Below are 13620 nucleotides of genomic sequence, written 5' to 3'. Positions count from 1 at the left end.
GTGACGTCTCCCTTGAACTGCGGCCGGGCAGCCTCGCCCGGCCGGGTCTTATCCTAGAATAGTCCGATGATTCGCCCCTCTGCGTCCAGTCCGATCCGCTCGGCGGCTGGCACGCGGGGAAGTCCGGGCATGGTCATGATGGTGCCGGCCAGAACCACGACGAATCCGGCACCCGCCGCCAGACGCACCTCGCGCACGGGCAGGCGATGGCCGCTCGGCGCGCCGAGCAGTTTCGGATCGGCGCTGAAACTGTATTGGGTTTTGGCGATACAGACCGGCAGATGGCCGAAGCCCGCGGCCGTGATTGCCGCCAGACGCTTCTCGGCCGCCGGTGCCAGATCAATCCCCGCCGCGCCGTAAATCTCCCGCGCCACGGTTTCGATCTTGCCCACCAGGCTCAGCGCATCGGGATAGATCGGCGCGAAATCAGCCTTGCCTTCCGCGATGCGCGCGCGGACGGCGCGGGCCAGATCCAGCGCCCCCGCGCCGCCATCGGCCCAATGCGTGCAGGGCACCAGCGTCACGCCCAGCGGCGCCAGCAGATCGGTCAGCGCCTGCACTTCCTCCGGCGTATCGCTGGTGAAGTGGTTCAGCGCCACGACCACCGGCAGACCGAATTTCTGCATATTCCCAACATGGCGCAGCAGGTTGGCAGCCCCCGCCAGGACCGCGCCGATATCGGGGGCGCCCAGCGCATCCTTGGCGACTCCGCCATGCATCTTCAAAGCGCGGATGGTCGCGACCACGACGCTGCAGGCAGGCTTCAGCCCGGCCTGCCGGCATTTGATATCCAGGAATTTCTCGCCGCCAAGGTCGGCGCCGAAACCGGCCTCGGTGACCACCACATCGGCCAGGCGCAGGCCGAGGCGCGTTGCGATCACCGAATTGCAGCCATGGGCGATATTGGCGAAAGGCCCGCCATGGACCAAAGCGGGCGAGCCTTCCAGGGTCTGCACCAGGTTCGGTGCCAGCGCATCACGCAGCAGCGCCGCCATCGCACCATCGGCCTTGAGGTCGCGTGCCGTCACCGCGGTGCCGTCGCGCTGCTCCGCGACCACGATACGGCCGAGCCGCTGCTGCAAATCGTCCAAGTCACGGGCGAGACAGAAAATCGCCATGACTTCGGACGCGACGGTGATGTCGAACCCGTCCTCACGCGGGGCGCCGTTGGAGACGCCGCCCAGCCCGTCGACGATGGACCGCAGCGCGCGGTCGTTCATATCCAGCGCGCGGCGCCAGCGGATGCGGCGCGGATCGATGCCCAGCGGATTGTCCCAGAACAGCGAATTGTCGAGCATCGCGGCGAGCAGGTTATGGGCGGCCGTGATGGCGTGGAAATCGCCGGTGAAATGCAGGTTGATCTGGTCCATGGGCCCGACCTGGGCGCGGCCGCCGCCAGTGGCGCCGCCCTTGACGCCGAAACAGGGCCCGAGACTGGGCTCGCGCAGGCAGATCATGGTCCTGGTGCCGAGCTGGTTCAGCGCGTCGCCCAGGCCGATCGTCGTCGTCGTCTTGCCTTCGCCCGCCGGCGTCGGGCTGATGCCGCTGACCAGCACCAGGGCGCCCTCCGGCCGGGACGCCATCTCAGCCACGAAGTCGAGCGAGACCTTGGCCTTCAGGCGGCCATAGAGTTCCAGCGACGCCTCGGGAATTCCGGCACGCGCGGCGATGTCCGTAATCGGACGGAGGACCGTGGCGCGCGCGATGGCTTCGTCGTGACCGATGCTCATGCTGTCGTCTCCTCTTCCTCTTTGGCGTCTGCAGCTGCGGCTTGCCGTCAGGGACGCAAGCCAAGCTCGTCCAATGTCGCACCGATGGCCGTCACCGCCTGTTCTATATCGGCACGGTTAATCGCCCCGATAGCGCCAATGCGCATGCTCGGCGCTTCGGTATTGCGGAAGTTGCTGATCAGCACGCCGCGGCGCTTCAGCCGATCGACGAAATGCCGGAGATCCCAGGCGTCGTTCTCAGGCGCCAGGACATTCATGATGATCGGCCCCTGCAAAGCGCGCGGCAGGCAGGGCCGCAGGCCAAGCCCCTCCATCCCGGCATAGAGTGCGGCCATATTGTCCTGATAGCGGCGAAGCCGCGCAGGCGGACCGCCCTCGGCGTCCAGCCGGTCGAGCGCCGTATGCAGCGCCGCCATGGCCTGGATCGGCGGCGTGAAGCGCGCCGCGCCATGGCCGTTCTCCAGACCGTTCTGATAGAGATCGGCGAGATCGAAGGACCAGCTATCGGCATGCCCCCGCTGCTCCAGCAGCCGGTGGATGGGCGCGACGCATAGGCTGAAGCCCGGCAGGCTCTCCAGGCATTTATTGGCGGTGAAGACCAGCGCATCGATTTCGGGATGCGCGGCGATATCGATCGGCAGCGCGCCGAAGGCCGAGACGGCGTCCAGGATCATGCGCCTGCCATGCCGGCGCACGACCGCGCCGATCGCCTGCGGATCATGGATGATGCCGGTGCTGGTTTCGCTATAGATCAGCCCGATATGGGTGATCGTCGGATCGGCCGCGAGGGCGGCATCGACCGCAGCAGGATCGACCGGCTGGTCGAGGGCAGCGGGCAGCGCCGTCACCCGGCGCCCGGCGGCCTGCGCCAGCCGCATCATGCGCTGGGCATATTGGCCCGAGGCCGGGATCAGAATGCCGCCGCCGGCGCCCTGGCCCTGATCCTTTTCGGGTGGCACGAAAGTACGGACGGCCGCTTCGATGATGAAATGGCCCGATCCGGGCAGGGGCAAAGTCGTGTGGATGCCCTCAATGCCGCCTGCCAGAAGCCGCAGCCGGGTGAGCAGGCCGCCGATCTCCTCCCGCACCGAATGATCCCAGGGGGCAATGTCGCGATCGGCGGCCGCACGGACATCCGCATGGGTCATCACCGGTCCAGGAATCAGCAGCAGCATCCGTCACTATCTTTCAGGCTTTTCGCTTTACGGCTTGGCATGATGTGCTTGCCAAATCCACCCCACAGACGCCATCGCAGGCGCGCGGATTTGCTGTTAAGGAGATCGCTATGACGATGCCATTCACGCTTCCTCCCTGGCTGCCTTGGTGGGTGCCGATCCTGGTTCTGGTGCCAGCCATCCTCTATGCCCTGGTCTTCCTGCTGATGCCGTTCAGCGTGCTCGGGCTGAAGGGACGTCTGGACGTGATCGAGGCGCGGCTGGATGAGGTGCAGCATGAAATCCGCACCTTGTCGCTGCGCCTGGGCGAGCCCGCACGGTCCTACCGCCCGGACGAAGACGCCTATGACACCAACCCGCTGCCCCGGCCGCAGGCCGCAGCCCCCCCGCGCAGCCGGCCGCCGGTGCCGCCGGCACCGGACCCCTACCGCTATGACGACGAGCCTGATGCGCGATCCGACGCAAAGTCGCGCCCGGTCCGGGCCGAGCGGTATGAGCCAAGGCCCACCCGGTCCGAACCGCGTTTCGATCGCTGACGCCCAACCGCCACCAAGCCAGGAGGCCCGCTTATGCGCATCAGTGCGATCCAGATGAACCCGAGCGCGGACAAGGCGCAGAACATCACGCAGGCGCGGGACCTGATTCAGGGGGCGCTCTCCGATGGGCGCCCGCGGATCATCGCGCTGCCTGAAATGTGGACCTGTCTGGGCGGTGACCGCGCGACCAAATTCGCCGCCGCCGAAACCTTACCCGCCGAAGGCGCGGGTGAGACCGGAGGCGAGGCTTACGAGTTCTTGCGCGAGGTGGCGCAGGCCAACAACATCCATGTCCATGGCGGGTCGATCGCCGAACTCTCGGGCAACCTGCTGTACAACACCACCGTGGTCTTCGACCCCGACGGAGTGGAGGTCGCCCGCTACCGCAAGATCCATCTTTTCGACATCGTGACGCCCGACGGCCAGGGCTACCGGGAAAGTGCGACCTTCCGGGGCGGTGACCGCGTTGTCACCTTCCAGGCCCATGGCGTCACCTGCGGCCTGGCCATCTGCTACGATCTGCGCTTCCCCGAGCTTTTCCTGAAGCTGCGCCAGGCCGGCGCCGAGATCATCTTCCTGCCCGCGGCCTTCACGCTGCAAACGGGGCGCGATCACTGGGAGATTTTGCTGCGCGCGCGGGCGATCGAAACGCAAAGCTGGGTGGTCGCCCCGGCCTGCTGGGGGCAGCATTACGACGGCAACGGCGACCCCCGCGTGACCTATGGTCACTCGCTGATCGCCGACCCCTGGGGCTTGGTCGTCGCCCGCGCCCCAGACGGCACCGGCTGGGCGACCTGCCGCGCCGACCACACCATCACCGAACGCGTCCGCCGCGACATGCCCGTGCTCGCGCATCGGATATTGGCATGAGCGTGAGCCATACGCTCAACCGGTCGGGCGCGCCGCTGACGCCCGAGCCGATCCTGCGCACCGCGAGCCTGACGCGCATCGCCTTCGTCGCCTCCTCGGCGCCGCAGGCGCAGGAGCGGATCGAAAAGCTGACATCGCTGTACGGCAATGTGCCGGTGCTCGAATCCCAGGTCGTGGTGGCCTTGGGCGGCGACGGCTTCATGCTGGAGACGCTGCACAGCGTGCTCGGCCGCAATATTCCGGTCTATGGCATGAATTGCGGCTCGGTCGGCTTCCTCATGAACGGCTATGTGGATGAGGCTCTGCCCGAGCGGCTGGGCATGGCCCAGGGCGCCATCCTGCATCCCTTGCGCATGCATACGGTGACGCAGACCGGCGCGGTCGAGGAGGCGCTCGCCCTCAATGAAGTCAGCCTGCTGCGCCAGCTGCGCCAGACGGCGAAGCTGCGCATTTCGGTCGATGGCCGCGTGCGCATGCCCGAACTTATCTGCGACGGCATTCTGATTTCGACCCCCGCCGGCTCGACCGCCTATAACTTGTCGGCCCACGGCCCGATCATCCCGCTTTCGGCCAATCTTCTCCCGCTGACGCCGATCAGCGCCTTCCGGCCGCGCCGCTGGCATGGCGCGCTGCTGCCGAGTTCGGCCGATGTCCTGTTCGAGATCCTGGAAGTCGACAAGCGGCCGGTCGCGGCCGTGGCCGATTCCTTTGAAGTCCGGCATGTCATTTCGGTCGCGGTCACTGAGGAGCGCTCGATGTCGGTCACCGTGCTCTTCGACCCTGACCAGGGCCTGTCCGAACGCATTCTGACGGAACAATTCACGGCATGAACGACGCGCCTGACAATCCGAATGCCGCCGCCGAACTGGCCTTGCATGCGCTGATCGAGACCATGGCGCGCCTGCGTGACCCCGTTGGCGGCTGCGCCTGGGATCTCAAGCAGAGTTTCGCGAGCCTCGCCCCCTATGCGGTGGAAGAGGCTTACGAGGTCGCGGAAGCGGCCGAGGCCGGGGATATGACCGCGCTGCGGGAAGAACTGGGCGACCTGCTGCTGCAGGTCGTCTTCCACAGCCAGCTGGCCCGCGAACAGGGGCTGTTCTCCTTCGCCGAGGTGGCAGGCGGCATCAACGACAAGCTGATCCGCCGGCATCCGCATATTTTCGGTGACGCTGCCGAGCGCGACGCCCGCGCCCAGACCGTCGCCTGGGAGGCCCAGAAGGCCGAGGAACGCGCGGCGAAGGCCAAGCAGACATCCGCAGTCAGCGCCCTGGAAGGTGTCGCCACCACCCTGCCCGCCCTGACGCGGGCGCAAAAGCTCTCGGCCCGCGCCGCCCGCGTCGGCTTCGACTGGCCGAAGATCGACGATCTGTTCGACAAGCTGGCGGAAGAAGTCGCGGAGCTGAAGGCCGAAATCCCCGGTGGCGAGACGGATCGCATCGCCGATGAGATGGGCGACCTGATGTTCGTCATGGCCAATCTCTGCCGCAAGCTGCACCTCGACAGTGAAGCCGTGCTGCGCGCGGCTAACGCAAAATTTACACGCCGCTTTCAAGGCGTTGAAGCGCGTCTCGCCGCCCAAGGCCGCACGCCGAGCGAGGCAGGGCTTGAGGAAATGGAAAACCTTTGGGTCGCCGTGAAGACGGCCGAGAAGAACCTCTAGGGGCGCGGGCCGCCGCCACTCATGGTAAAGGGCGGCATGGTCGATACGCCCGAAGACAAGCCTTACACCACCTCCCGCCCCATGCCGCGCCGCCGTCCATGGCGGCGCATCCTGCTCGGCGGGATCGCCGTCATCATCGTCGTCCCCATCGTCGCGGTGGCCGCCGCGGTGCTGACCTTCAACCCGAATGCCTACAAGGATCAGATCGCCGCGGCCGCCACCCAGGCGACCGGGCGGCAGGTAACGATCGCGGGGCCGATCGCGGTCAAGCTGTCTCTGATCCCGACGCTGACGGCCGAAGACGTCCGCATTGCGAATATCGCGGGCGGCGCCGCACCTCTGATGGCGCGCGTCCGCAGCATCGAAACCCGCATCGCTCTGCTGCCGCTGCTGCACCATCAGATCGACATCCAGGCGCTGGTCCTGCGCCACCCGACCATCCTGCTGGAAAAGACAGCGGATGGCCGCGTCAACTGGCTGTTCCAGCCGGCCAGCAACGCGGCCGCTCCGGCGGCGGTTCCAGCGCCCCCCGTGACGGTCAATACCGGCCATGGTCCCTGGCAGGTGGCTCTCCACGCCCTCGACATCACCGACGGCACGGTCGATTGGCGGGACGAACAGGCGGGACGCACCGCGACAGTGCAGCTGCCCAAGGCGAGTCTGGTCGCTCAGGGCCCTGCGGACGCCCTGCCGGAAGATCAACCGCTGGCGATTAACGCCAATCTGCTGTGGCAGCAGCAGCCCGTGACCCTGACCGGCACGACCGGTCCCATCGCCCATCTGACCAATCCGGCCGATCAGTCGAGCTGGCCGGTGCAGCTGACGCTGACCGCGGCGGGCGCCACCCTTTCGGCCCAGGGCGGCGTCAGCGATCCACGTCAGGCGCGCGGCTATGACCTGACGCTGCAGGCGCAGGTGCCGGCGCTGGAGGCCATCACCCCGCTGCTGCCGCCCGGCCTGCTGCCGCCGGGCCAGAGCCTGCCGCCGCTGCACGGCGTCGCCTTCGGCGCGCATCTGACGGATGGCGGCCAGGGCAGACCGCATCTCAGCAATCTGAGCCTTCAGGCCCAGACCTCTGACCTTGCCGCCATCGCCCCCGGCCTGAAGCTCGACAGCCTGTCGCTGGTGACGCCCGGACCGGACCAGCCGGTCTCGGTCAATATTCTGGGCGATCGCCAGGGCATGGCTTTCACGCTGTCGGGCGCGATCGGCCCGCTGCCCGCGCAGGCCGGGCCGATGCCGGTCGATCTCACCCTCACGGCCGCGCAAAGCAATCTGCATGCGCAGGGCAGCATTCAGGACCCCTGGACGCTCCGCGGCCTGAACCTCGCCCTCTCGGCGCAGATCGCGAATCTCGCCACTCTCTCGCCGCTGGCTGGCGTCCCGCTGCCGGGATTCACGACGCTGACCGGTTCCGGCCGGCTTTCGGATGCCGCCGGCGCGGGCCTGGCTCAGGGTCTCGCTCTCTCGGCTCTCAATCTGACGGCGCCGCAGGGCGATCTGGAGGGCAATCTCAGCCTGGCCTTCGCGCCGCGCCTGGCGATCGGCGCCAATCTGCGCTCGGCCCGGCTCGACCTCGATCAGGTGCTGACGGCCGCAAACCCACCGCCGCCCGCGCCCGCGTCGGTGGCACCGCCCAGCGCCCCGGCCGCACCACCCGCGCCGCCGAAACCGGAGACCGCCAAAGTCATCCCGGATATCGCGCTGCCGATCGCAGGGCTGAAAAACTTCGACGGTTCGGCCAATCTCGCCTTCGCCAGCCTGAAATTCGGTGGCGCCGAATATCGCGCGCTCGTCGTCCACGCCTCGCTCGCGGGCGGGGTTTTCTCCCTCTCGCCCTCCTCCGTCGTGGTGCCCGGCGGCCAGCTGCTGGCGGCCGGCACGATCGATGCGCGCGGCGCCGTGCCGCAGGAGAGCTTCGCCATGCAGGCACAGAATCTCGCCATCGCACCGCTTCTGAACGCCCTGCAGGTGCCGGTTGCGGCCAGTGGCCTGGTGCAGGTTTTCGCGAACCTCACGGCCAGCGGCAGCACCACCCGGCAGATGGCAGCGAGCGTCAGCGGCGCGCTCGGCGCAGCCGCCGTCGACGGAGTGATCGACGCGCATGCCCTGGGTGCCATCGTCGCCCCTGCCATCCGGGCGGGCGGCGTCATGCCGGCCGAGCTGCTGAATGCGGCAGGCCAGGTGCCGCTGCGCTGCTTCGCGCTCCGCCTTGACGCGACGAATGGTAATGCCGCCGTCCGCGCCCTGGTGCTGGATACGCCACGGCTGCTCATTCAAGGCTCGGGGGCGCTGAATTTCGGGCAGGAAACGCTCGATCTCGCGCTGCAGCCGGAACTCTATCTGGGCGAGATGGCGGTGACGGTGCCGCTAACCCTGACCGGGACCTTCGCCGATCCGCATACCGGCAAGGTCGGCAAGGTCGTGATCGCCCAGCAGCCGGGCGATAGCGGCGGCGGCCAGGGCCTGAACGGACTTGTGCAGTCTCTCATCGGCGGCGGTAAACATCGTGCGCCGCCGGTCTCGGCGGCCTGTGCGCCGGCGCTGATCCTCGCCCGCAACGGCCAGCCGGGTCCGGCGCCCAGCGGCAGTGCGGATGCCGGCATTCTGCAAAAGCCGATGAATCTCTTCCAACAGCTCCTGCGCGGCCAGTAGAAGGCGCTGACCCCGAACCTGGACACCGGCCGGACATCATGAAGCGCTTCTGGACTGACACCTCGATCGCAGCCGAGCCTGGCGGCTTCACCCTGCTGCTGGATGACAAGCCCATGCGCCTGCCGGGCGGGGAAAGGCTGGTGATCGACCGCCTGGCACTGGCCGAGGCGATCGCCGCCGAATGGCGGCGGCCAGCGCCGGGGCACGAGGTTCACCCGCAGGACATGCCGCTGACGCAGCTGGCGGCGACTGCCACCCTGCGCATCGCCCCCAGCCCGGCAGAGACCTCCACCGCCATTGCAGCCTACGGCCAGAGCGATCTCCTCTGCTACCGCGCGGCCGAGCCTGAGACTCTGGCGCAGCGCCAGCACACCCAATGGCAGCCCTGGCTGGATTGGGCGGCCCAGCGCCATGATGCGCTGCTTCTCACCACCACCAGGATCGGCTTCGTGGCGCAAAATCCGCAAAGCCTGGCGGCCCTGGCCCGCGCCGTCTCCCGCCATGACGCCCATGGCCTGGCGGCCCTCGGCGTCATCGTCCCCGTCCTCGGCAGCCTTGTTCTCGGCCTGGCCGTCACCGATGGCGCGCTCAGCCCGGAAGAGGCCTATACCCTGTCCTGTCTGGACGAGCTGTTCCAGGAAGAGCGCTGGGGGCAGGATCGGGACGCCACCGAACGCCGCGCGCAGGCCGCGCGGGATGTGGTGGCCGCTGGCCGCTACGTCGAACTCTCGCGGGGGAATGGATGAGAGCCAAGCGACTGACCATTGCGGGCCGCGTGCATGGCGTCGGCTATCGCGCCTGGATGGCGGAACAGGCGGGCAAGCTCGGCGTCGATGGCTGGGTCCGCAACGGCGCGGACGGGGCGGTGGAAGCGCTGATCAGCGGCACGGCAGACGCGGTGGAGGAATTGGCCCGCGCCTGCCGGCGTGGACCACGCTTCGCCCAGGTCGATGCCATCACCGAGGAAATCGCCGAACCCCCGGAAGAACCAGGGTTTCATATTCTGCGGACTTGATGCGCTGGCATACGCCTGTCGATGCGCGAAACACATCCGCGCATCAGGTGGTCGGGACGAAAGCGCCTCTGATCAGGCTTCCGGCGCGGCGGCGGCGATCGGAATTTCGCGCGCTTCGGTCGCCGGACGACCATCATCGGACTCATCACGGCCCTGGCCGCCGTCATAATCCTCGCCGATGCCATCGTCATTGCCCTGGCGACGCGGCGGGTTGTTCTGCTGCGGCGCCTGCTGCTGGTGCTGAGCGGCCGCCTGGTTCATGGCGCTGACGATGCGGAAATAATGCTCGGCATGCTGGAAATAGCCCTCGCCCATCACGCGGTCACCGGCACTGGTCGCGTCCCGGCCGAGCTGCAGATATTTCTCGAAAAGCTGCTGTGCCGTGCCGCGAATGCGCAGATCTGGGCCGTTGCTGTCGAAAACATGGTTGCGGTTCAGCGGAATGCCATTGGAGCCGCCAGAACTCTGGTGGCGTATCGCACCGCCATTGCCGCCGCCCCCACCGGTATTGGCGCCGTTTCCACGATGGCCACGACCACGCATACGTTTGATGTTCATTACTAGGACAAGTCGCTTTCCTGTTAGCAATCTGGCCCAGCCCGTGAACGTCACGAGGGTCTAAGCGACAGCCAGTTGCACGCTTCGGACTTTGGGGTTCCGCGGCTTGGCTTCGGGATTAGCCCCCCGAGCAACAGTACCGAAGAACAGTGCAGGTCAGCCGTCCAAGACAGCCTCACCTCGCAGGCGGCACGCTAGCCTGCGTGCCCCGCGAAGCCAACCGTTTTTTTATAGATGGGATACGCCCAAGACTCGGGGCAGCCCGGCCATATCGGGCCGCACCTCCAGAACCCGCAGTGAGGCGGCCGCCGCCAGCGCCACCAGCGCATCCGCCTGGCCGATGCCGAATTCAAACAGAGCGAGACCGCCCGGCTGCAGTCTGCGGGGCAGATCGCGGAACAGGATGCGGTAGGGATCAAGCCCATCCGCCCCGCCGTCAAGCGCCAGATGCGGCTCGAAGCCTGCGACCTCGGGCATCAGCCCGGGCACGTCGCCGGCAGGAATATAGGGCGGATTGCACAGGATAAGGTCGAAGCGCCCGTCCAGCGCATCCGTCCAGCGCCCGACCATGATGGCGGCGCGGGCCGCAAGGTTCAGCCGGACGGCATTCGCCTGCGCCACGGCCGCCGCACGCGGCGACAGATCAACGCCCAGACCCCAGGCCGCACCGAATTCGGTCAGGGCCGAAAGCAGAAGACAGCCCGTTCCGGTGCCAAGGTCGAGAATGCGGCCGGGCGGCCGGGCGCGCCGATAGTCCAGCGCCATCTCAATCACGGTTTCGGAATCCGGGCGGGGGATCAGCGTATCGGCCGTGACAAGGAAATCGAGACTCCAGAATTCCCGGTGGCCGATGATGACGGCGGCAGGCTCATGGGTCTGCCGCCGCGCCACAATGGACTGAAACAGCGCGGCTTCGCCTGCTGTCAGCGTGCCGCCCCGCCGGCGCAGCAACCCCGCCTGGTCAGCGCCAATCGCATGCATCAACAAAATGCGGGCTTCGCGGTTTGGTGCCTCTATCCCGGCTGCGGCCAGTTGAGCGGTCGCCGCCCGCAAGGCGGCGTCAAGATCCCCGGACATGGGGTCCTGCGTCACGCGGCGGACGCGAAGCTCGCCAGACGCGCCGCCTGATCTTCCGCCGACAAAGCCTCGATGATCTCGTCCATTTCGCCCATCATTACCCGGTCGATCTTGTAGAGCGTCAGATTGATGCGGTGATCCGTCACCCGCCCTTGCGGGAAATTATAGGTGCGGATGCGCTCGCTGCGGTCACCGGTGCCGACCTGGGATTTGCGATCCGCCGCCCGCGTCGCATGCAGACTGGCGCGTTCCCGCTCATACATGCGGGCGCGGAGGATCTTCATCGCCTTCGCCTTGTTCTTATGCTGGCTCTTCTCTTCCTGCATGGCGACGACGATGCCGGTCGGGATATGGGTGATGCGAACCGCACTTTCGGTCTTGTTGACATGCTGCCCGCCGGCCCCCGAGGCCCGATAGACGTCGATGCGCAGATCCGTCTCATTCACCTCGACATCCACCTCTTCCGCTTCCGGCAGCACAGCGACCGTCACGGTGGAGGTATGGATGCGGCCCTGGCTTTCCGTCTCCGGCACGCGCTGCACGCGATGCACGCCCGATTCGAATTTGAGCCTGGCGAAGACATTGCGCCCGGTGATGCTGGCAATGCCTTCCTTCAGGCCACCCAGCTCAGTCTCGCCATATTCCATCACCTCGAAGCGCCACCCTTGGGCCTCGGCATAGCGCTGATACATGGCGAATAGCTGGGAGGCGAACAGCCCGGCCTCATCCCCGCCTGCTGCCGGCCGCACTTCCAGGATCGCCGAGCGCTCGTCCGCCTCATCCTTCGGCAGCAAGGCGAGCTGAATATCCCGCTCCAGCGCCGGGATGCGCGTCTTCAGCGCCTGGGCCTCGGCTTCCGCCAGTTCCTTCATTTCCGGGTCGGCCAGAAGCGCCGTTGCCTCGCTCAGATTCTGCTCGGTCTCGCGCAATGCGGTGATGAGGCCGACGACCTGATCAAGCTCGGCCAATTCGCGGGAGGCGCGGACAAATTCCGTGCCCGTGACGCCGGAGGACAGCAGATCGCGCAGCTCCTCCGACCGGGCCAGAATATCGTCAAATTTTGTGGCCAGACTCACGCGGGTGATCCTGCGGGCAGGGCACGCACGGCCTCCAGAAGCGCATCGAGGGAAACTTCGCTCTGGGTGCCCGTCACGAGATCCTTGAGCTGTGCCACGCCCCGCGCCGCTTCCTCGGAGCCGAGGATGATGGCAGCCCGCGCGCCCATCTTGTTCGCGCGCTCCATGCGGCGGCGCAGATTGCCGCGATAGCCGATATCGGCGCGGACGCCGCCCTGGCGCAGGCGCTGCACGATGCCGAAGGCCGCTGCCTCCGCATCATCCCCGGCCGGGATCACGGCAATGGTCGCGGCATCGGCCAGGGGTTCGGCGATGAGCATCGCCAGCCGCTCGATCCCCGCGGCCCAGCCGACGGCGGGAGTTTCCGGGCCGCCCATCTGCTTCACCAGACCGTCATAGCGGCCGCCACCCATGACCGTGCCCTGGGCGCCCAGTTGCGTCGTCACGAATTCAAAGGCGGTGTGATTGTAGTAATCAAGGCCCCGCACGATGCGCGGATTCTCGACGAAGGGAATGCCGAGCGCCGTCAGAGCATTGCGCACGGAATCGTAGAAACCGGCCGCCAGCGGCGTCAGATGGCCAGCGATCGTCGGCGCATCGGCCACGATGCGACGGTCGCCCTCATCCTTGCTGTCCAGAATGCGCAAGGGATTGCGCTCCAGCCGCTGCTTGCTGTCCTCGGACAGCGCGGTCGCATAGCGGGTGAAATACTCCACCAAAGCGGCGCGGTAGGCGGCGCGGCTCTCGGCATCGCCCAGCGTGTTGATTTCCAGCGTGACGCTGTCGGCGATGCCAAGCGTCGTCAGAATCTGCCAGCCGCAGGCGATGACCTCGGCATCCGCCAGAGGCTCCGCCGGGCCGATCAGCTCAACGCCGATTTGATGGAACTGGCGGTAGCGGCCCTTCTGCGGCCGCTCGTAGCGAAACATTGGCCCCGCATAATAGACCTTTTGCGGCAGCGACTGGGTCAGTCCGTTGGATACCAGCGCGCGGCAGACGGCGGCGGTGCCTTCGGGGCGCAGCGTCACGCTGTCACCGCCGCGATCGGTGAAGGTGTACATCTCCTTGGTCACGACATCGGAGGTCTCGCCCAAAGTGCGGGAGAAGACGCCCGTATCCTCGAAGATCGGCGTCTGCCATTCCTCGAAACCATAAAGGCCCGACACATGGCGGGCCGTGTCGGTCACATGACGATGGCGGCGCTGGTCGTCACCGATGAGATCACGGGTACCGCGCACGGGCTGCAGGCTGGACAAGGGCGGACGCCT

Annotated in this window: 13 protein-coding genes; 7 read left to right on the top strand and 6 right to left on the bottom strand. The window is 67.2% G+C overall.

The features are described from left to right. Window positions 1-53 precede the first annotated feature (53 nt). Window positions 54-1724, bottom strand: coding sequence for a formate--tetrahydrofolate ligase (locus AC3G7M_RS04495; protein WP_489215958.1), 1671 nt, complete (start codon window positions 1722-1724; stop codon window positions 54-56). A 53-nt stretch (window positions 1725-1777) separates the two neighbouring features. Continuing rightward, the gene (locus tag AC3G7M_RS04490; RefSeq protein WP_489214514.1) at window positions 1778-2905 is read right to left on the bottom strand and encodes a 2-aminoethylphosphonate--pyruvate transaminase; all 1128 of its coding nucleotides are present in this window, start codon (window positions 2903-2905) and stop codon (window positions 1778-1780) included. 110 nt (window positions 2906-3015) lie between these two features. Here AC3G7M_RS04490 and AC3G7M_RS04485 point away from each other — a divergent pair, with 110 nt between their 5' ends. The 7 genes from AC3G7M_RS04485 to AC3G7M_RS04455 are packed head-to-tail and all read left to right on the top strand — an operon-like array spanning window position 3016 to window position 9641. Next, window positions 3016-3441: a hypothetical protein gene (locus AC3G7M_RS04485; RefSeq protein ID WP_489214513.1), complete on the top strand. Its 426-nt coding sequence runs from the start codon at window positions 3016-3018 to the stop codon at window positions 3439-3441. 33 nt (window positions 3442-3474) lie between these two features. Beyond that, window positions 3475-4311: a carbon-nitrogen hydrolase family protein gene (locus AC3G7M_RS04480; protein ID WP_489214512.1), complete on the top strand. Its 837-nt coding sequence runs from the start codon at window positions 3475-3477 to the stop codon at window positions 4309-4311. Next, the gene (locus tag AC3G7M_RS04475) at window positions 4308-5141 is read left to right on the top strand and encodes an NAD kinase (protein WP_489214511.1); all 834 of its coding nucleotides are present in this window, start codon (window positions 4308-4310) and stop codon (window positions 5139-5141) included. Before AC3G7M_RS04480 ends, AC3G7M_RS04475 begins: the two co-directional genes overlap by 4 nt. After that, on the top strand, window positions 5138-5971 hold the full coding sequence (gene mazG / locus AC3G7M_RS04470) for a nucleoside triphosphate pyrophosphohydrolase (protein ID WP_489214510.1): 834 nt from the start codon (window positions 5138-5140) through the stop codon (window positions 5969-5971). Before AC3G7M_RS04475 ends, mazG begins: the two co-directional genes overlap by 4 nt. Before the next feature lie 36 nt (window positions 5972-6007). Then, window positions 6008-8626, top strand: a complete 2619-nt coding sequence (locus AC3G7M_RS04465) for an AsmA family protein (RefSeq protein ID WP_489214509.1) — start codon at window positions 6008-6010, stop codon at window positions 8624-8626. A 38-nt stretch (window positions 8627-8664) separates the two neighbouring features. After that, window positions 8665-9372: an ATP12 family chaperone protein gene (locus tag AC3G7M_RS04460; RefSeq protein ID WP_489214508.1), complete on the top strand. Its 708-nt coding sequence runs from the start codon at window positions 8665-8667 to the stop codon at window positions 9370-9372. Then, complete coding sequence (locus AC3G7M_RS04455) at window positions 9369-9641, top strand: acylphosphatase (RefSeq protein ID WP_489214507.1); 273 nt, start codon at window positions 9369-9371, stop codon at window positions 9639-9641. Before AC3G7M_RS04460 ends, AC3G7M_RS04455 begins: the two co-directional genes overlap by 4 nt. Before the next feature lie 72 nt (window positions 9642-9713). Here the strand turns inward: AC3G7M_RS04455 and AC3G7M_RS04450 are convergent, their stop codons facing one another. From AC3G7M_RS04450 to hisS, 4 genes are all read right to left on the bottom strand, one after another. After that, on the bottom strand, window positions 9714-10184 hold the full coding sequence (locus AC3G7M_RS04450) for a DUF4167 domain-containing protein (RefSeq protein ID WP_489214506.1): 471 nt from the start codon (window positions 10182-10184) through the stop codon (window positions 9714-9716). Window positions 10185-10427: 243 nt separating this feature from the next. Then, entirely contained in the window at window positions 10428-11276 is an 849-nt protein-coding gene (prmC, locus tag AC3G7M_RS04445; RefSeq protein ID WP_489214505.1) for a peptide chain release factor N(5)-glutamine methyltransferase, read from the bottom strand. A gap of 11 nt (window positions 11277-11287) precedes the next feature. Next, window positions 11288-12352 (bottom strand): peptide chain release factor 1, encoded by a 1065-nt coding sequence (prfA, locus tag AC3G7M_RS04440; RefSeq protein WP_489214504.1) that lies wholly within the window; start codon window positions 12350-12352, stop codon window positions 11288-11290. Then, window positions 12349-13608, bottom strand: coding sequence for a histidine--tRNA ligase (gene hisS, locus AC3G7M_RS04435; RefSeq protein WP_489214503.1), 1260 nt, complete (start codon window positions 13606-13608; stop codon window positions 12349-12351). Before hisS ends, prfA begins: the two co-directional genes overlap by 4 nt. Between the last annotated feature and the right edge of the window lie 12 nt (window positions 13609-13620).

Source organism: Acidisoma sibiricum, assembly GCF_057837225.1.
The sequence above is the reverse complement of the archived record's forward strand: the minus strand, read 5'-3'. Positions and strand labels throughout refer to the sequence as shown.

Excerpts from the sequence above, each read along its gene's own strand:
- AC3G7M_RS04490 (WP_489214514.1), bottom strand. The coding sequence starts at position 2,905 with ATGCTGCTGCTGATTCCTGGACCGGTGATGACCCATGCGGATGTCCGT.
- AC3G7M_RS04485 (WP_489214513.1), top strand. The coding sequence starts at position 3,016 with ATGACGATGCCATTCACGCTTCCTCCCTGGCTGCCTTGGTGGGTGCCG.
- AC3G7M_RS04480 (WP_489214512.1), top strand. The coding sequence starts at position 3,475 with ATGCGCATCAGTGCGATCCAGATGAACCCGAGCGCGGACAAGGCGCAG.
- AC3G7M_RS04475 (WP_489214511.1), top strand. The coding sequence starts at position 4,308 with ATGAGCGTGAGCCATACGCTCAACCGGTCGGGCGCGCCGCTGACGCCC.
- mazG (WP_489214510.1), top strand. The coding sequence starts at position 5,138 with ATGAACGACGCGCCTGACAATCCGAATGCCGCCGCCGAACTGGCCTTG.
- AC3G7M_RS04465 (WP_489214509.1), top strand. The coding sequence starts at position 6,008 with ATGGTCGATACGCCCGAAGACAAGCCTTACACCACCTCCCGCCCCATG.
- AC3G7M_RS04460 (WP_489214508.1), top strand. The coding sequence starts at position 8,665 with ATGAAGCGCTTCTGGACTGACACCTCGATCGCAGCCGAGCCTGGCGGC.
- AC3G7M_RS04455 (WP_489214507.1), top strand. The coding sequence starts at position 9,369 with ATGAGAGCCAAGCGACTGACCATTGCGGGCCGCGTGCATGGCGTCGGC.
- AC3G7M_RS04450 (WP_489214506.1), bottom strand. The coding sequence starts at position 10,184 with ATGCGTGGTCGTGGCCATCGTGGAAACGGCGCCAATACCGGTGGGGGC.
- prmC (WP_489214505.1), bottom strand. The coding sequence starts at position 11,276 with ATGTCCGGGGATCTTGACGCCGCCTTGCGGGCGGCGACCGCTCAACTG.